The 17,210-nt window shown below is 58.4% G+C and carries 18 protein-coding genes; 2 read left to right on the top strand and 16 right to left on the bottom strand.

Annotation, left to right across the window (positions count from 1 at the left end; all coding sequences use genetic code 11):
• Nucleotides 1–5: 5 nt before the first annotated feature.
• The 11 genes from G5195_RS02560 to potA all read right to left on the bottom strand — a co-directional run bounded on the left by G5195_RS02560 (nucleotide 6) and on the right by potA (nucleotide 11,673).
• Nucleotides 6–1,010, bottom strand: a complete 1,005-nt coding sequence (locus G5195_RS02560; RefSeq protein ID WP_100645833.1) for a substrate-binding domain-containing protein — start codon at nucleotides 1,008–1,010, stop codon at nucleotides 6–8.
• Nucleotides 1,010–1,942, bottom strand: a complete 933-nt coding sequence (gene rbsK / locus G5195_RS02555) for a ribokinase (protein ID WP_421221780.1) — start codon at nucleotides 1,940–1,942, stop codon at nucleotides 1,010–1,012. Before rbsK ends, G5195_RS02560 begins: the two co-directional genes overlap by 1 nt.
• Nucleotides 1,943–2,050: 108 nt before the next feature.
• Nucleotides 2,051–2,926: a ribose ABC transporter substrate-binding protein RbsB gene (gene rbsB / locus G5195_RS02550; protein WP_005360585.1), complete on the bottom strand. Its 876-nt coding sequence runs from the start codon at nucleotides 2,924–2,926 to the stop codon at nucleotides 2,051–2,053.
• 30 nt (nucleotides 2,927–2,956) lie between these two features.
• Nucleotides 2,957–3,925, bottom strand: coding sequence for a ribose ABC transporter permease (gene rbsC, locus G5195_RS02545; protein WP_005336670.1), 969 nt, complete (start codon nucleotides 3,923–3,925; stop codon nucleotides 2,957–2,959).
• A complete protein-coding gene (gene rbsA / locus G5195_RS02540) occupies nucleotides 3,922–5,451 on the bottom strand; it encodes a ribose ABC transporter ATP-binding protein RbsA (RefSeq protein WP_216953559.1) in 1,530 nt (509 codons plus the stop codon). Before rbsA ends, rbsC begins: the two co-directional genes overlap by 4 nt.
• A 36-nt stretch (nucleotides 5,452–5,487) precedes the next feature.
• Nucleotides 5,488–5,907, bottom strand: a complete 420-nt coding sequence (gene rbsD, locus G5195_RS02535) for a D-ribose pyranase (protein WP_069527587.1) — start codon at nucleotides 5,905–5,907, stop codon at nucleotides 5,488–5,490.
• A gap of 438 nt (nucleotides 5,908–6,345) precedes the next feature.
• Nucleotides 6,346–7,308 carry a hypothetical protein gene (locus tag G5195_RS02530; protein WP_421221777.1) on the bottom strand — a complete coding sequence of 321 codons (963 nt, stop codon included), beginning with the start codon at nucleotides 7,306–7,308 and terminating at the stop codon, nucleotides 6,346–6,348.
• 471 nt (nucleotides 7,309–7,779) lie between these two features.
• Entirely contained in the window at nucleotides 7,780–8,847 is a 1,068-nt protein-coding gene (locus G5195_RS02525; protein ID WP_337072227.1) for an extracellular solute-binding protein, read from the bottom strand.
• Nucleotides 8,848–8,928: 81 nt separating this feature from the next.
• Nucleotides 8,929–9,699, bottom strand: a complete 771-nt coding sequence (gene potC, locus G5195_RS02520; RefSeq protein WP_204477058.1) for a spermidine/putrescine ABC transporter permease PotC — start codon at nucleotides 9,697–9,699, stop codon at nucleotides 8,929–8,931.
• Nucleotides 9,696–10,583 (bottom strand): spermidine/putrescine ABC transporter permease PotB, encoded by an 888-nt coding sequence (potB, locus tag G5195_RS02515; RefSeq protein ID WP_019446371.1) that lies wholly within the window; start codon nucleotides 10,581–10,583, stop codon nucleotides 9,696–9,698. Before potB ends, potC begins: the two co-directional genes overlap by 4 nt.
• Complete coding sequence (gene potA, locus G5195_RS02510; protein ID WP_005351940.1) at nucleotides 10,570–11,673, bottom strand: spermidine/putrescine ABC transporter ATP-binding protein PotA; 1,104 nt, start codon at nucleotides 11,671–11,673, stop codon at nucleotides 10,570–10,572. Before potA ends, potB begins: the two co-directional genes overlap by 14 nt.
• Nucleotides 11,674–11,874: 201 nt before the next feature.
• On the opposite strand from potA, the gene G5195_RS02505 reads away from it, so the two are divergent.
• Together G5195_RS02505 and G5195_RS02500 are read left to right on the top strand one after the other, a co-directional pair.
• A complete protein-coding gene (locus G5195_RS02505) occupies nucleotides 11,875–12,612 on the top strand; it encodes a hypothetical protein (protein ID WP_216954367.1) in 738 nt (245 codons plus the stop codon).
• A gap of 16 nt (nucleotides 12,613–12,628) precedes the next feature.
• A complete protein-coding gene (locus G5195_RS02500; RefSeq protein WP_368174065.1) occupies nucleotides 12,629–13,315 on the top strand; it encodes a DUF2987 domain-containing protein in 687 nt (228 codons plus the stop codon).
• Nucleotides 13,316–13,418: 103 nt separating this feature from the next.
• On the opposite strand, the gene ttcA is transcribed toward G5195_RS02500, so the two are convergent.
• From ttcA to ccoS, 5 genes are all read right to left on the bottom strand, one after another.
• On the bottom strand, nucleotides 13,419–14,327 hold the full coding sequence (ttcA, locus tag G5195_RS02495) for a tRNA 2-thiocytidine(32) synthetase TtcA (protein ID WP_005336634.1): 909 nt from the start codon (nucleotides 14,325–14,327) through the stop codon (nucleotides 13,419–13,421).
• Nucleotides 14,328–14,401: 74 nt separating this feature from the next.
• Nucleotides 14,402–15,349 carry a universal stress protein UspE gene (gene uspE, locus G5195_RS02490; RefSeq protein ID WP_005345417.1) on the bottom strand — a complete coding sequence of 316 codons (948 nt, stop codon included), beginning with the start codon at nucleotides 15,347–15,349 and terminating at the stop codon, nucleotides 14,402–14,404.
• 151 nt (nucleotides 15,350–15,500) lie between these two features.
• Entirely contained in the window at nucleotides 15,501–16,256 is a 756-nt protein-coding gene (locus tag G5195_RS02485) for an FNR family transcription factor (protein WP_005336632.1), read from the bottom strand.
• 68 nt (nucleotides 16,257–16,324) lie between these two features.
• Nucleotides 16,325–17,011, bottom strand: a complete 687-nt coding sequence (locus tag G5195_RS02480) for a sulfite exporter TauE/SafE family protein (RefSeq protein ID WP_421221771.1) — start codon at nucleotides 17,009–17,011, stop codon at nucleotides 16,325–16,327.
• Nucleotides 16,995–17,183, bottom strand: coding sequence for a cbb3-type cytochrome oxidase assembly protein CcoS (gene ccoS, locus G5195_RS02475; protein WP_005360558.1), 189 nt, complete (start codon nucleotides 17,181–17,183; stop codon nucleotides 16,995–16,997). Before ccoS ends, G5195_RS02480 begins: the two co-directional genes overlap by 17 nt.
• Between the last annotated feature and the right edge of the window lie 27 nt (nucleotides 17,184–17,210).

Genomic DNA, 17,210 nt, shown 5'->3' with positions numbered 1-17,210 from the left:
GAACGTCAGGTGCGAGGGGCGCAGGATTGTCTGATCACCAGGTCCGGGTCGACGGTGATCAGGTGGTTCTCCACCGCTTCACCGTTGATGCGGGCCAGCAGGCGGGTGACGGCGAGACGCCCCAGCTCCTCTTTGGGCTGGTTGACGGTGGTGAGCGGCGGCGACATAAATTCAGCCAGCGCCACATTGTCATAGCCAACGATGGAGATATCCCGCGGGATCACCAGCCCCGCCTGATGGGCGGCACTGATGGCTCCCATCGCCATCATGTCGTTGCAGACAAAGAGGGCGGTGGGGCGCTCGGGCAATGCCAGCAGACGAGTCATCGCCTGATGGCCGCTGGCGCAGTCAAAATCACCCTCCTGGATCCACTCCTGATTGACGATGAGACCTGCCTCCTGCAACGCCTGCTCGAAGCCAGCTTGGCGCTGGTTGGCGGGGGCGCGGCTGTGGGGGCCTGTGATACAGCCGATGGCGGTATGGCCCAGCTCAATCAGATGGCGGGTCGCGAGATAACCACCGTGGAAGGAGTTGTCGGCGATAAGATCCACATCTTCGCTGACCAGCCCCCAATCCATCACCACCACCGGCAGGCTCTTGAGCCAGTCGAGCTGATTGAACACCTCTTGCTGTCCTTCGCTACACATGATCAGCAGGCCATCGACCCGCTTGCGCAGCATCATCTTGAGGTAGGAGAGGGCCGTCTCGGCTTGCCCCTCGGTGTTGCCCAGCATCAGGTTGTAGCCCTGCTCGAAGCAGTAACGTTCCACCCCGCGCACCACCTCGGCAAAGAAGGGGTTGCTGGAGGTAGTGACCAGCATGCCGATACTGTTGGTCTCCTTCACCTTAAGGCTGCGGGCCACCAGACTCGGGGCATAGTTGAGATCGCGCATGGCGGCGAAGACCCGTTCGCGGGTCTCCTCGGCCACAAAGCGGGTCTCGTTGATGACATGAGAGACGGTGGTGGTCGACACACCCGCCAGCGCCGCCACCTCCTTGATATTGGCCATCAGTGCCCCTGCGCAGTCTGCTCAAGCAGGAAGGCGTCAACCTCCTGTTTGCTCGGAATGGAGCTCTGGGCTCCGAATCGGGTCACGGAGAGCGCCGCCGCCCCGTGGGCAAAGCGCACCGCGCTGTGGAAATCGGCTCCGGCCAGTTCCGCCGCCAGCAGGGCGCCGTTGAAGGTATCGCCTGCGGCAGTGGTATCCACCGCCTTGACCCGAAAGCCCGGGATCAGCTGTTGCTGCTGGGCGTTGCTGCAATAGACCCCCTGCGACCCCAGGGTGATCATCACATCCGCAATGCCCATCTGGTGGAAGCGGGCGGCCGCCTCGCGGGCACTTGCTTCGTCGGTGACTTTGACGCCGGTCAACAGCTCGGCTTCAGTCTGGTTGGGGGTGATAAGATCCACCAGCGCCAGCAGTTCGCTCGAGAGCGGACGGGCAGGGGCGGGGTTGAGCACCACCCGGGTGCCGTGGGCGCGGGCCAGCCGTGCAGCTTCATGGACGCTCTCGAGCGGCACTTCCAGCTGCAACAGCAGGGTGTGGGCGTCGGCGATCATGGCTTCGTGGTTTTTCACCACGGCAGGGGTGATAGCACCGTTGGCTTCGGCGGAGATACCGATGCTGTTCTCCCCCTCATCGCTCACATAGATGATGGCGATACCGGTCGGGAGCTCGGGATCGAGCTCGACGGCGCTGACGTCGATGCCATCTTTGGCAAAACCGCTCTTCATCTGCTGGCCGATGGCGTCATCACCGATGCGGGCGATAAAGGAGACGGGGGCGCCAAGGCGTGCGGCAGCAACCGCCTGATTAGCCCCCTTGCCACCGGGTACCACCTGATAGCTGTGACCGGTCAGGGTTTCACCCGGGCGAGGAAAGTGGGGAACGCGCAGCACATGGTCTGCATTGACACTGCCCAGAACGACGAGACGATTCATGTTGACTACTCCTGATGCATCTTGGCTTGAACACTGTGATGGCGTGAGCTCAAGCCGGGAGGCACCTAAACGAGAGGGAAAAGGGGAGGCGAGCCTCCCCCTTGTGATTTATTTGCTGACCACTTGCAGCGGTACCGGAATGGATTTCTCGACCGGCTGACCTTTCAGCACCTTGTCGGCAGTCTCGACACCGATGGCACCGATCAGGGCAGGCTGCTGGGCCACGGTGGCGGCCAGTTTACCCTTGGCTACGGCGGCTTTGCCATCGTCAGTGCCGTCGAAGCCGACGATCATCACCTCTTTACCGGCAGCCTGCACGGCGCGGATGGCACCCAGCGCCATCTCGTCGTTCTGGGCGAACACAGCTTGAACGGTCGGGTGGGCCGCCAGCAGGTTTTCCATGACGTTCAGACCCTTGGTGCGGTCAAAGTCGGCAGGCTGGGAAGCCAGCACCTGCAGCTTGTTGGCCGCCACGGCCAGGGCAAAACCTTCGCCACGGTCGCGGGCGGCGGAGGTACCGGCAATCCCTTCCAGCTGGATCACCTTGGCACCGGTGCCCAGTTTCTCGGTGATAAAGTCACCGGCCAGCTTGCCGCCCGCCACGTTGTCGGAGGCAATGTGGGCCTTGACCTCACCCTGCGCGGCGCCGCGGTCCAGGGTCAGCACCGGAATGCTGGCGCGGTTGGCCAGACGGATAGCGTTGCCGACCGCTTCAGAGTCGGTGGGGTTGATCAGGATGGCGCCGACCTTGCGCACGGTGAGATCTTCCATGTTGGAGAGCTCTTTGGCCGGGTCATTCTGGGAGTCCAGTACCACCAGCTCGTAGCCAAGCTCTTTGGCTTTGGCTTCGGCACCCTCTTTCATGGTGACGAAGAAGGGGTTGTTGAGGGTGGAGACCACCATGGCCAGGGTTTGATCGGCGGCCTGGGCGGTGCCCAGCACGGACATGATGGCGGCAGCGAGCAGGGTATTGAGCTTTTTCATCATTTCATTCCTTGTGTGTGGCTTGTCTTATCAACGATTGCTTTTGTTATCGATCATCACGGCAAGCAAGATCACGCTGGCCTTGGCGATCATCTGGTAATAGGAGGATACGTCGAGCAGGTTGAGGGCGTTATTCAGGAAGCCGATGATCAGCGCACCTATCAGGGTGCCCATGATGCGGCCCTTGCCGCCCATCAGGCTGGTACCACCCAGCACCACGGCGGCGATGGCATCCAGCTCGTAACCCATGCCGGCGGTCGGCTGGGCAGAGGAGAGACGGGAGGTGACGATAAGCCCTGCCAGTGCCGAGAGCGCGCCGCACAGACCATACACCGCCAGCTTCACCCGATCCACATTGATGCCGGAGAGGCGGGTAGCCGATTCGTTGCCGCCCAGGGCGTAGATGTAGCGACCGAGACGGGTGTGGTTGAGCATGAACCAGGCGAGCAGGAAGACGATGGCCATCAGCCAGATGGGCACCGGCAGACCGAACAGGTAACCGGTACCAAGCCAGGCGAAGTGATCGGCGCCGTCACTGAAACCGGTGGAGATGGGACGACCCTCGGTATAGACCATGGTGATGCCGCGCAGAGCGGTCATGGTGACCAGGGTGGCGATAAATGCCTGTACTTTGCCCTTGGCAATGATGAGGCCGCTGACGCCGCCCAGCAGGGCACCGGCACCCAGGGTGAGGGGCACCACCAGCCAGATCGGTAGCTCCATGGCGACCATGGTCGCGGCCAGCGCACCGCACAGGGCCAGCACAGAGCCGACCGACAGATCGATACCGGCGGTAAGGATAACCAGCGTCATACCGACCGCCATGATGGCGTTGACCGAGGTCTGGCGCAGGATGTTGAGCAGGTTGTCGGCGGTGAAGAAGTTGGGGCTCAGAAAGGAGACCACACCAATCAGAACCAGCAGCGCGACCAGGGATTTGTTCTCGATCCACCACGCCTTGCTCATGACGCCACGGCGGGAAAGGGTTTGGGTTGTCATTGGGATGCCTCTTGCTCTGCTTGCCACTGTTTACCGACTGCCGCCGCCATCAGCTTCTCCTGATTGGCATCGCGGGTGTTGAATTCTGCGCTGATGCGCCCTTCGTGCATCACCATGATGCGATCACTCATGCCGAGCACTTCCGGCATCTCTGAGGAGACCAGAATGATGCTCATCCCCTCCTTCTTGAACTGGTTGATCAGCTGATAAATTTCCTTTTTCGCCCCCACATCGACGCCGCGAGTCGGCTCGTCGAGGATCAGTACCTTGGGCCGGGTCAGCAGCCCTTTGGCGATGGCCACCTTCTGCTGGTTGCCGCCGGAGAGCAGCTTTATCAGCTGATCCTGACTCGGGGTCTTGATGTTGAACAGACGCACATAGTCGCTCACCGCCTGCCGCTCGGCCTTGCCGTCGATCTTGCCGTTGCTGATGAACTCGTCGAGGGCGCACAGACTCATGTTTTCGCGCACCGACAGCTCCAGCACCAGCCCATCCCCCTTGCGATCTTCGGAGATATAGGCGATGCCTGCGGTCAGCCCATCGGCCGGGCTTTTGGGCACCAGAGCATGACCGTCCACTGCCACTTCACCGGCGCTGATGGGGCTGGCGCCATAGATCAGCTTCATCAGCTCGGTACGACCGGAACCCATCAGGCCGCTAAAACCCAGAATTTCCCCCTGACGCAGGGAGAAACTCACCCCGCGCACGCCGGGACCGGCCAGATCTTTTACCTGCAGGCTGACGGGGCCAAGCTCGCGCTCAAGACGCGGGTACTGCTCTTCCAGTCGGCGGCCCACCATCATCTCGATGATCTTGTCTTCATCCAGATCGCTCACCGCCTTCTCGCCGATCCACTTGCCATCGCGCAGCACGGTGACCCGATCGCAGATCTCGAAGATCTCCTTGAGGCGGTGGGAGATATAGACAATGCCGCAACCCTGCTCACGCAGCTCGCGGATAACCTTGAACAGCTGATCGGTCTCGGTATCGGTCAGCGCATCGGTGGGTTCATCCATGATGATGACGCTGGCATCGAACGACAGCGCCTTGGCGATCTCCACCATCTGCTGTTCGCCGATGGAGAGATCCCCGAGTCGGGTATCCGGCCCGTGTTTGACGCCAAGTCGTGCCAGCAGGCCGCTTGCCCGCTCGCGCAGTTGTTTGTGGTCGATGCTGCCAAAACGGGTACGGGGTTCACGACCGAGGAAGATGTTGGCGGCAATCGACAACTCCGGCAGCAGGTTCAGCTCCTGATGGATGATGCTGATCCCCTGATCCTGAGAGTCGCGGGGGCCCTTGAAGTGGACCGGCTGGCCGCGATAGCTGACGCTGCCCGCATCGGCCTGATAGATACCGGTCAGCACCTTCATCAGGGTGGATTTGCCGGCGCCATTTTCACCGAGCAGGGCCATCACCTGGCCCGGATAGACCCGCAGACCCGCTTCGTCGAGGGCGCGTACACCGGGGAAGGTCTTGACGATCCCAGTCAGCTCCAGAATGGGTGAGAGGGGGGAGGTTGTGCTCATTTGCAGCTTCCTTGAAGAGGCCTTCTTTGAAGAATGTCAGAACGCCACACCGGCACAGAGGATCAGGTTGGCGTAGGGAGTCACCTCGCCGCTGCGCACGATTGCCTTGCTCTGGCGGGAGCGGGTTTTGAACTCCTCGTGCAGGCAGTATTCGATGGCGATGGGTTTGCCCTGGGCGGCTGCGTGGGCCTCAAGCTGATCGACCAGCGCCTGATGGGCGGCGGGGCTGATCTGCTTGATCTCGCTTGCCATGATCGCTTTCTCCACCACCAGATCGGTGAGCAGGGCGGTCAGTACGGTTGCAAGGCTGGGCGTCCCCGCCATCAGCGCCAGATCGATCCGCTCCGGCCCTGCCGGAATGGGCAAGCCTGCATCGCAGACGGTGATCTCGTCGGTGTGGCCCATCTGTGCCACCAGAGCACTCAGGGGAGCATTGAGCAGTACGCCTCGTTTCATACAGCACCTCATCAGGCCTTGGCCCGTCAATCTGTGAACCGCTAGGCAACCGGTTACGCAACCGGTTGCGTCATGGCGCAAAGATAGGCTTTTTACCGGGGAAGGGCCACGGCAAAACCACGGAAATGTGAAAACGATCTCAAAGGCGGGAGAAGAAGTGCACGGGAAGAGGCAGGAAGGGTGTCAGCAGAGCCCTGACACCCTTGTTATTCATCGAGCTATTGATTTTATGGTTAGTTGGCCAGTGCCTTGGCGACCGGGGGCAGAGCTATCCCGAGAAGCGGAGGGGGACTTGGGGGGCAATAGCGCCCCTGATTGTGAGAAATTATTTACACTAAGCCGTCATCAATAATTCGAGTGCTCTTGTCGTGATCACGTTTGAATTTACCGGCCTGCGCGGTTTCTTGCGCAGGTCCGGGGGAATGATTGGTTAGATAATCAGTGGGGAGTTCCTCTGCGTCCCTTTTCTGTAAAGTATCGATAGAAGCCAAGACATTCTTCCAATACATCTTTGTTGCTTAAGCGTGATTCGCTTCCGGTTGCAAGCCGTGTCTTCCAGTCTGGATAAGATAATCCGCTACGAGTCAAGAACTCAAATTCTGTTTCCGCTTCAAGGAAGATCAAAAATGCGGCTTCAGTGCATAGGAACGACGTAATGCTTGAGTTTCCAGTGGCTTTCTTGTATTCACCAAATTTTTGCGAAAGGGCTGAGTAATAGTTAAATCCAAACGCACTTGCAGGTATTGGACGCGGAGCAAGTGCCTTTCTGTTTGGATCGTTTGACTCGGTCAGCCTAAACATTATGTTTCCGATTTTGTATTGACCAGGGTCCTCTTGCAGATAGACAACTTCTTTTGAATTGCCTAGGGTCATTATTCCTGAGCACTGAGCGCATGACTCAAGTGAGGTATAGATGGTTACACCTTGAAGTAACTGGCCATAGCTGCTAGAAGATGTTTTTTCAGAGGGAACTCCCACATTCCAAGAGTCGTTAATTTGATTCAGGGAGAACACTCGGTTCAGTAAACGTGCCTCAGCATGCTGTGTGGAGCTGTTGAATATTTCGTTATGATTGAAATCGAAGTCGATCACAAAGCCATCTCGATCTACTGCAAAAGCCGCGATGTTGTGACCAAGATAATCACCTTTGAGACTTTTCCCTCGCGGCACGGGTTTCTCTGGTGTGGACAGGAGTAGGTTGTGTCCATAGTCTTTGCTTGGCGATGGTTTTTGTGAATCATCAATGCCTCGTTTATTGGAATTCCAGTTAAACGCCACCATGCTCATTAAGAGAAGTGAGTAAATTTTGTGTCGTTCCATTTCTTCTTGGGGAATTGCACGCGGTGATTCTGCCACTAATTCAGAGACTGGCTTTTTTAGATATTCATCGAGCTTAGTCATTTGAGATCTCCTTGTTTTCTAACAGTGATTTGATGGACGGCGGTATTAAACTGTTAATATAACCCTCCATATAACTCCGTTTTATATCCGAGATTGTCAAAGAAAATTACTTTTAAATCATAGTATTACTAACAGGACTCAATTATCTAGACATATTTGCATGACCTATTTTTAGTCGAAATGACTATCACAGTGTAAAGCACAATACCGCAGTTGCCACAAGGTGGCGTATTTCTGCGGAGTGGCCATCAAGGCAGGGGGAGCATCGGTCGGGATAGGGAACTTTTGGCTATCCGTTTTGGGTGCTTGCTTGTGCTCTGTGATGGCTGGGCAATAGGGGAGAGATCCACAGGTTCGAGTCGGTAGACCCCGTGAATTATGACGATGATGCTGCGCGCAGAGTTGAAAGCCGAAAAAGGGGGCGTTGCCCCCTTCATCCATAAATCCCATCAGGGTAGATAAAAAGCCGACTTAACCCGCCTTGGCCACCATGGCTTTAAGCTGCAGGAAGTACTGCTCATAGAGGCGGGAGGCATCTCCCACATCGGACTGGAACTCGCCCTTGCGTTTGATCTCGTCGCTCGGGAAGACCATGGGGTTGTTGCGAAACGCCGGGGTGAGCAGGGGAATGGCATCCTTGACCGGAGTGGGGTAGCCAATCGCCTCGGCCACCTTGGCGGCCACATCGGGGCGCATCAGGAAGTTGATCAGGGCGTGGGCCTCTTTCACATGCTTGGCCTTGGCCGGGATGGCGAGGTTATCCATCCAGAGTACCGCCCCTTCTTCGGGGTAGGTCATCTGGATGGAGGGGTATTCGCGCTGGGCGCCGTAGGCCGAGCCGTTCCACAGCATGCCGATATTGACCTCACCTGCGATAAAGGGGTCGGCCGGGTTGTCGGAGTTGAACGCCTTGACGTTGGGCATCAGCTTTTTCAGGTATTCGAACGCTTCGGCAATTTGCGCCTTGTCCTGGGTGTTGGGGCTGTAGCCCAGCTGCACCAGCGCGATATGGAACACCTCGCGGGCATCGTCCATCAGCAGCAGGCTCTCTTTCCACTCTGGCGCCCAGAGCTGTTTCCAGCTGGTAACCGGTTGCTCGATGATATCAGTGTTGGTGCCGATCCCGGTTGCGCCCCAGATATAGGGGATGGAGTAGCGGTTGTCCGGGTCGTACTCGTGGTTGAGCAGGGTGGTGTCGAGGTGCTTGAAGTTGGGCAGCTGGGCGCGATCCAGCGGTTGCAACATACCTTCTTTGGCCATTTTCGAGATGAAGTAGGTGCTGGGCACCACCACGTCATAGCCGTCGCCATGGGTTTTCAGCTTGGCGTAGAGGGTCTCGTTGGATTCGTAGGTGGAGTAGATCACCTTGATGCCGGTCTCTTGCTGGAACTGCTCCAGCAGGCCGTCCGGCACATATTCCGACCAGTTGTAGAAGTAGACCACCTTGTCGTCGGCCGCGTGAGCGCTCTGGCTCAGCAGCGGGGTGGTGAGAGTGAGGGCGGCTGCCAGCAGGGCGCCGGCCTTGTGTTGGATTGTCATCAACAACTCCTTGGGGTTATGGGGCCTTGCGGCCCACCGTGACAGAGTTCGCCAAAGATGGCGGGGACGAAACGGGCAGGGTCAACCCTGCCGTTTGCGCAGTAACAGTTGCGCCAGCAGCACCATCCCGAGGGAGGCGACCAGCATCAGGGTGGCCAGGGCGTTGACCTCGGGGGAGACCCCCACCTTGACCATGGAGTAGATCTTGAGCGGCAGGATCTCGTAGGCCGGGCCGGTCACAAAGGAGCTCACCACCACGTCATCCAGCGACAGGGTAAAGGAGAGCAGCCAGCCCGCCATCACTGCCGGCAGTGCCAGTGGCAGTATGATGCGGCGCAGGATGATCCACTCGCCAGCCCCTAGATCCCGTGCAGCCTCCAGCATCCGCACATCAAAACCGCACAGCCGCGAGTAGACGGTGATCACCACGAACGGCAGGCAGAAGGTGATGTGGGCGATCAGCAGCGACCAGAAGCCCAGCGTAATGCCGGTCACCACAAACAGGGTCAGAAGGGAGATGGCCATCACGATATCGGGGGACATCATCACCACGAACAGCATGCCGCTCACGTACTGTTTGCCGCGAAAGCGGTAGCGAAACAGCGCCACGGCGGTGAGGGTGCCGATCAGGGTGGCCGCGGTGGCGGTGAGGGCGGCGATGGTCAGGGAGTGCTGGGCCGCCTGCATCAGGCTGGCGCTGGCAAACAGCTTCTCATACCAGCCCAGGGTAAAGCCGCGCCAGTCGATGCCATATTTCGACAGGTTGAAGGAGTTGGCGATCAGCACCCCGATGGGTACATAGAGATAGCCAAACACCAGCAGCAAGAACAGAGCCTTCAGTGCGCGCATCATGCCAGCTCCCCCTTCTTGCTGAGCAGCTTGCCCGCCCGCCAGTAGCAGTAGACCAACAGCGCCATCAGCACCGTCAACATCACGCTGATGGCGGCGCCAAAGGGCCAGTCACGGCTGTTGAGGAACTGGGTCTTGATCAGGTTGCCGATCAGCAGGTGCTTGGCACCCCCCAGCAGATCTGAGACATAGAACATCCCCATGGCGGGCAGGAACACCAGCAGACAACCGGCGATGATGCCGGGCAGAGTGAGGGGCAAGATGATCCGCACCAGCCGCTGCCAGCCGTTGGCGCCAAGATCTCGCGCCGCCTCCAGCAAACGGCCATCCAGCTTCTCGATGCTGGAGTAGAGCGGCAGCACCATAAAGGGGAGCAGTACATAGACCAGCCCGATGATGACGGCTACCTCGGTATACATCATCTGCAGCGGTCGCTCGATAAGCCCCAGATCCAGCAGCCAGCCATTGATCAGCCCCCGGGTGCCGAGCAGCACTTTAAGCGCATAGGTGCGAATAAGGGAGTTGGTCCAGAACGGCACCACCACCAGAAACAGCAGCAGCGGGCGGATACGCGCTGGCAGATGAGCCAGCAGCCAGGCAAAGGGGTAGCCCACCAGCAGGCAGATGGCGGTGGCGAGCAGCGCCAGCCAGAGGGAGTGGAGCAGCACCTCGAAATAGAGGGGGTCCAGCAGGCGGCCATAGTTGCTCAGGGTAAAGAGCGGTGCGATAAGCTCGGACTCGTCACGGGTGAGGAAGCTGACACCGATGATCATCAGGTTGGGCAGGAAGACAAACAGCGTCAGCCAGCCGAGGATCAGCGCGATGGCCCCGTTGCGAAAGCCGTTGTGGGCAAAGCTGTGCGCTACCCGCAGATTAGTGAGGCTCATAGGGCAGCACCACCTCCCAGCTGTCGACCCAGTGGATCGCCACCTCCTGACCCAGACGGTAGTCAAAGTCGGGGTCATCCTCGTCGAAGAACTCTGAGATAAGCAGCTGTTTGCCGCTTTCGAGTTCGATCACCGAATCCAGCGTCGCCCCCTTGTAGTTGCGCTCGCGGATGTTGCCCCGCAGCGCGCCACTTTGATCGTCATCCTGATCGAGAATGCGCAGATCTTCCGGGCGCAGCAGTACCAGCACCTTGTCGTCAGGCTGGAACGGCAAGGTGGTATGAAGCAGACATTCGCGCCCCTCTACCTCCGCCTGCCAGATACCGGGCTCGCGCTGGCTGATCAGCTTGCCATCCATCACGTTGATCTCGCCGATAAAGCGGGCCACGAACAGATTGGCTGGCGATTCGTAGATATCGCGCGGGGTGCCGCGCTGGATGATCTTGCCGCCTTCCATCACCAGGATGCGATCAGACATGGTGAGTGCCTCTTCCTGATCATGGGTAACGAAGACAAAGGTGATACCAAGGCGACGCTGCAGCGCCTTGAGCTCGCTCTGCATCTGCTTGCGCAGCTTGTAGTCGAGCGCCGAGAGGGATTCGTCGAGCAGCAGCAGGCGGGGCTTGTTGACCACGGCGCGGGCAATGGCGACCCGTTGCTGCTGCCCGCCGGAGAGCTGATCCGGGCGGCGATTGGCCAGCTCGGTGAGCTGTACCATGGCGAGGGTCTCCTCGACCCGCTGGCGGATCTCGCTGGCAGGCACTTTCTGCATCTCGAGGCCAAAGGCGACGTTTTCAAACACCGTCATATGGGGGAAGAGCGCATAGCTCTGAAACACGGTGTTGATGTGCCTGTGTTCGGCGGGGATATGGGTGATCTCGTCACCGGCCAGATGAATGGTGCCACCGTCGACCGATTCGAGCCCGGCCAGCAGGCGCAGCAGGGTGGTCTTGCCACAGCCGGAAGGGCCCAGCAGGGTAAGAAATTCACCGTCATAGATTTCAAGGTCAAGGTCACTCAGGATCACCTTGCCATCGTATTTTTTGCTGATCTTGTTCAGCGCGACAATTACCTGTGGATTGTTCATCATCCGCCAGTCTCACCCCAGCCAGTGGCCATCGTGTTGAAAGAGGGCCGCATTCTATGCAGCCGACACATGAAATTAAAGGCTTTTTGGCCCGAATTAGCCGCAAGTGCGCAGGAAAAACGGCTACGAATAGCAGACCAAATCGCTATAATGTGCCACCTGATTTGGTCGTTTTCGATATTGGATAGTCAATTGAGTAATAAAATGCGTATTGGCGGCTCCCTTGAGCAGTCTCTGAACCAGGGCTACCGCCTTGATCTGAAAGGGGTCATCCAGGAGGGATGGCAACAGACCCGCCGTACCGGATTTGGCCTGCTGCTGGCGATTGTCGGGGTGACGGCGATCTGGATCCTGCTTAGCAATGTGCTGCTGTTGCCCTATCTGGGGGATGACAGCCAGATGAATGTGGCCATGGTACTGAGCCTGCTGATGACGGTGGTGATGGCCCCCATGACCAGCTCCCTCGATATGCTGGGGTTGCAGCAGTCGGTCGGGGTGCGCGCCCGTGCCAACCAGGTGTTCGACTTCTTCCGCCACTTTGTGCGCCTCGGCATGTTGAGCCTGCTTGGCAGTCTGCTCACCAGCCTGTTTGGCCCGCTATTCGATCTGCTGGGATTGCCCGCCGTACTCTCTTTCATTCCCTCGGCCCTGATCGGCATGGGGCTGCTCTTTACCGTGCCGCTGGTGCTGGAGCGCGGCATGACGCCGCCGCAGGCCATTGTGGTCTCGCTCAAGATCTTCTTGCGCGGCTGGCCGAGCCTGGTGCTGTTTCACGGCGTGATGGCTGCGCTCTTCTTCCTGGCCCTGATCCCCATGGGGTTGGGGCTTATCTGGGTGGCACCGCTCTATTTCAACTGCAAGGGGATCCTCTATCGGGATCTCTGCGGGGTGGGGGTAGAGGTTAACGAGGTGACAGAAGGCCCCAACCATTTCAATGCATGATGCAAAAGGACGTTGAATGACCCGTCGATATGGAGTGACCAAGGCTGTGCGCCAGAGCCTGCTGGCCACGCTCTTGCTGCCAGGGCTGGCGCTGGCTGAGCCGGTGCTGGATCTGCAATACAGCACCTTCTACAGCCAGATGAAGACCTTTGCCAAAGGGGAGTTTGGTCACGCCAGACTGGGGTTTTATCTGACCGATCCGCAAAATGGTCAGCGCTGTGGCCTCACCTTTGCCCGGGTTGCAACCGACAGCAAGGAGGTTGCGGGCGAGGTAACAATCGATAGCGAACTGCGCCTGCCTTTTGATGAGGATCTCAACCTCGACAAGGGGATCGTAACCGTCGGCCTGAAAGAAGAGCACGCTACATGCGATATGACGGTACAGGTGATGGCTGACGCACCGAACGGGCCCGAGCTGCCGCTGGCGGAGCTGGCGGCCCGTCAGCAGCAGATGCAGTCGCTGCTCGACAAGATGGCGGGCATGGTCGGCAAGCACTTCCTGCCGAAGATGGAAGGGGTACGCATTACCCTGGTGCAGCAGAGCGGCACTGCTTATCTGATTGATGGCGCCCGTCAGGAAGCGCTGCCCTGGCAGGAAGGCCACCTGCTGCTAAGCAATGAGCAACTGGCCGCGTTCGCTGCCGGGCAACTGCGCCTGCAGGGTGACGTGCTGCGACTGACCCCCTGGCTGCACAAGGACTGATGCCGATGGTGTTGTCACGTTGGTAACAGGCAGGTCAAGAAAGCAAAAAAGGAGCGATTATCGCTCCTTTTTTATTGCGTGGTGTTTGCCCTGTGAGCGCGGCTTAGCGCACTTCAATCACATCCAGCATGTCCATCTCGTCGATATCCAGCAGCGGCGCCTTTGGCATCTCGGGCGGATCAAAGGCCTTGTCGCCGCCATCGATGATGCCGGAGTCGCGGTTGATGCTCTTGAAGTCAAACAGCTTGTGGTCGAGCAGGTGGCTCGGGATCACGTCCTGAATGGCGGTGAACATGGTTTCGATACGACCGGGGAAGCGGCGATCCCAATCCTGCATCATCTGTTTGATGGCCTGACGCTGCAGGTTCTCCTGCGAGCCGCACAGGTTGCACGGAATGATGGGGAAGGCTTTGACGTCGGCGTAGCGGATCAGATCCTTCTCTTTGCAGTAGGCCAGCGGGCGGATCACCACGTTCTTGCCATCGTCGCTCACCAGCTTGGGCGGCATGGACTTGAGCTTGCCACCGTAGAACATGTTGAGGAACAGGGTCTCGAGGATGTCGTCGCGGTGGTGGCCAAGGGCAATCTTGGTGCAACCCAGCTCCTGGGCGGTGCGGTAGAGAATACCGCGGCGCAGCCGTGAGCAAAGAGAGCAGGTAGTTTTGCCTTCCGGTACCTTCTCCTTGACGATGGAGTAGGTATCCTCTTCAACAATCTTGTACTCGATGCCGAGGGAATCCAGATACTCGGGCAGCACATGCTCGGGGAAACCGGGCTGCTTCTGATCCAGGTTGACGGCAACCAGATCGAAATGGATGGGGGCGCTGGCTTTGAGGCTCATCAGTATGTCGAGCATACCGAAGCTGTCCTTGCCGCCTGAGAGGCAGACCATGACCTTGTCGCCCTCTTCAATCATGTTGAAGTCGGCAATGGCCTGACCCACGTTGCGCCGCAGGCGCTTCTGCAGTTTGTTAAAACTGTATTTTTCTTTGGCGTTCAGCTCTTCTAGCATGCTCGTAAAACCCGGGACACAAATAAGCGCGTTATTATAGCCATGTCCCGGGGGAGGGCAAGGTGCCAGGCACCTTATGATTGATTGCGACGACTGTCGACCGGGCAGCTGTAGTCCGCCGGTTTGAGGATCAGGATGTCGCAGGAGAGGCGGTCAATCACATGTTCGGCGGTATTGCCGAGCAAAGCTGCAGAAAGCCCGGTACGGCCGACGCAGCCCATGATCATCAGGGTCGCCTTGAGCTCTTCGGCCATATCCGGCAACACCTCTTCCGGTAGCCCCTCTGCTACCCGAGTCCAGAGATGACCGATCCCGAACTTGTCGGCATGGCTTAGCAGCAGGCTTTCGTGGTGCTTGCGGATAGCTTCGTTGTAGGCGTTGGGATCAAACTCTGGCAGCTCGATGGCCACGTTGACCGGGGTGCCCGGGTAGGTGTTGACCAGATAGAGATTGGAGCCCAGCAGCTCGGCGATGTCGCTTCCCTCCTGGGTGATCCGTTCGTTGAGCAGTTTCTGATCCGGATCGTCACTTGAGCAGTTGATGGCGGCGATGATGTTGCCGCCCCGTTGCCAGTGACCCTCTTTGACCAGCAGCACCGGACAGGGGCATTTGCGCAGCAGGTGCCAGTCGGTGGGGGTAAAGATGAAGGTTTGCAGGAAGCTGTGATGGTGAGTGGCTTTGACCACCAGATCGTGGCGCTGCTCCAGCACCTCCTGGATCACGCACTCGAAGGGACGATTGTGCCAGACCACTTTCACTTCGCACTCGATCCCCTGTGCCCGATAGGGGGTCAGGATCTCGTCCAGCCACTCACGTCGCTGTGAAATGACGCCGTCGCGCATCTCTTGCCGCTCGTCCACCGAGAGCATGGCGGTCATTTCATACGAGAAGTCATAGATGGTGAGCAGCAGGGTCAGATGGGCGTTTTCGTCCAGCTCGGCGACTTTGACTGCCCGTTCGAGGGCGATTTGGCGCTCCTCTTCTGGATTGATAACCACCAGAATATTCTGATATTTGACCATCTTCTCCTCCTTGGAAAAGTCCAATGACAGCAGAATCTTAGCCATTACAGCTTAGCGCAGGAGGAGGGTATGGGGAACGTACCGGATCACATTCCAGAGGAAAGGATCCGGCAGGGAAAGCAGGAAAAAAGTGAGAGGGTAAGCGGAAAAATCAGCCGCAGGGCGGGCGAGTTGCACCGGCCATCATGCCCAGCGCGACCTGATCCAGTACGGTAATGTATTTGCCTTTAACGCTGATGAGACCGGACTTCTGGAAACGGCCGAGCAGACGACTGATGGTCTCAACGGTCAGCCCCAGATAGTTGCCAATGTCACCACGGGTCATGGATAGACGGAACTCCTTGGCGGAGAAGCCGCGTTCGGAGAAGCGTACCGACAGATTGTGCAGGAAGGCGGCGAGGCGCTCTTCGGCATTCTTCTTGGAGAGCAGCAGGATCATCTCCTGATCGCCCATGATTTCGTTGCTCATCAGACGCATGATCTGCTGGCGCAGCTTGGGCATCTTGCCGGAGAGATCATCCAGCACTTCAAAGGGGATCTCGCACACCATGGCGGTTTCCAGCGCCTGGGCGAAGGAGGGGTGTGCTTGTTTGTGGATGGCATCAAAACCGACCAGATCGCCAGCGAGGTGGAACGCGGTGATCTGCTCATCCCCTTGCTCGGTGATGGTGTAAGACTTGATGGTCCCGGAACGGATGGCATAGAGGGATTTGAACTCATCGCCAGCCTTGAACAGCTCTTCACCCTTCTGGATCGGCTTCTTGCGCTCGATGATGCTGTCCAGCTGATCAAGCTCGTTGTCGTTCAGAGTGAAGGGAATACAGAGCTGACTGATGCTGCAATCCTGGCAATGAATTGCACAGCCACCGCTCTGGATACGTCTGCCAGGTTTCTTTTCCGGGATCATAGGCTCATACGAATAATTGATTTATATCAAACAAGTTTACCATCAACTCATCCGTTTTGGATAGGGTTTCAAAAGGAAGCAATGCCAATCCAGAAGGTATGCACCCCGAACAAAATGAGCAGCAGGGCACCGCCAAGGCGCAAACTGCGCAGGGTGAGCCAGTATCTCAGGCGATCGGCGAGCCCGCCCAACGCAAACAGGGTGGGAAGGGTGCCGAGGCCAAAAAATAGCATGATGAGCGCCCCGCCACTGGCCGAACCCGCCGCTGCGCTCCAGGTCAGCATGGAGTAGACCAGCCCGCAGGGGAGCCAACCCCACACCATGCCAAAGGGCAGTGCCTGCACAGGTGAGGTGAAGGGGATAAATTTGCCCGCCAGCGGTTTGATACGTGGCCAAAATCTGGCGCCGAGCCGCTCCAGCAGCAAGATCCCTTGCCACCAGCCCGCCAGATAGAGACCAAGCGCAATCATCAATAGCGCTGCCACGAGACGCAAGCCGGCAATAGCGTGTTTGCCAGCGCCCAGCTCACTGGTGGTGGCGAGCAGGCCGCCCACCAGTGCACCTGCAATGACATAGCTCAGGATCCGGCCGAGGTTGTAGTTGAGCAGATAGGCGAGCCGCCCCCAGAAGTGTTGTTTGTTGGCGGGGATTGCCATGGAGAGCGCGGCGGAGACGCCACCACACATGCCGATGCAGTGGGCGGAGCCTGCCAGTCCGACCAGCAGGGCGCCGGCCAGATTAAGGTTGTGGGTCATGGTCAGCAGGCTTTGCGGGTTTGTGGGTGGGTTGCTCTTCGTCAAACAGGATGTTGGAACCCTGCCGGTCGAGATCTTCAAACTGCTCGGAGCGAATGGCCCAGAAGAAGACGACCCCGGCGATGATCACAAACAGGATGGCGATGGGGATCAGGACAAAAATTATATTCATGAGAGGTACCTTGGCGTTCTTCCTTGG

This window comes from Aeromonas sp. 601039 (genome assembly GCF_049174415.1).
GTDB classification, from domain to species: Bacteria; Pseudomonadota; Gammaproteobacteria; order Enterobacterales; family Aeromonadaceae; genus Aeromonas; species Aeromonas veronii_A.
The sequence above is the reverse complement of the archived record's forward strand: the minus strand, read 5'-3'. Positions and strand labels throughout refer to the sequence as shown.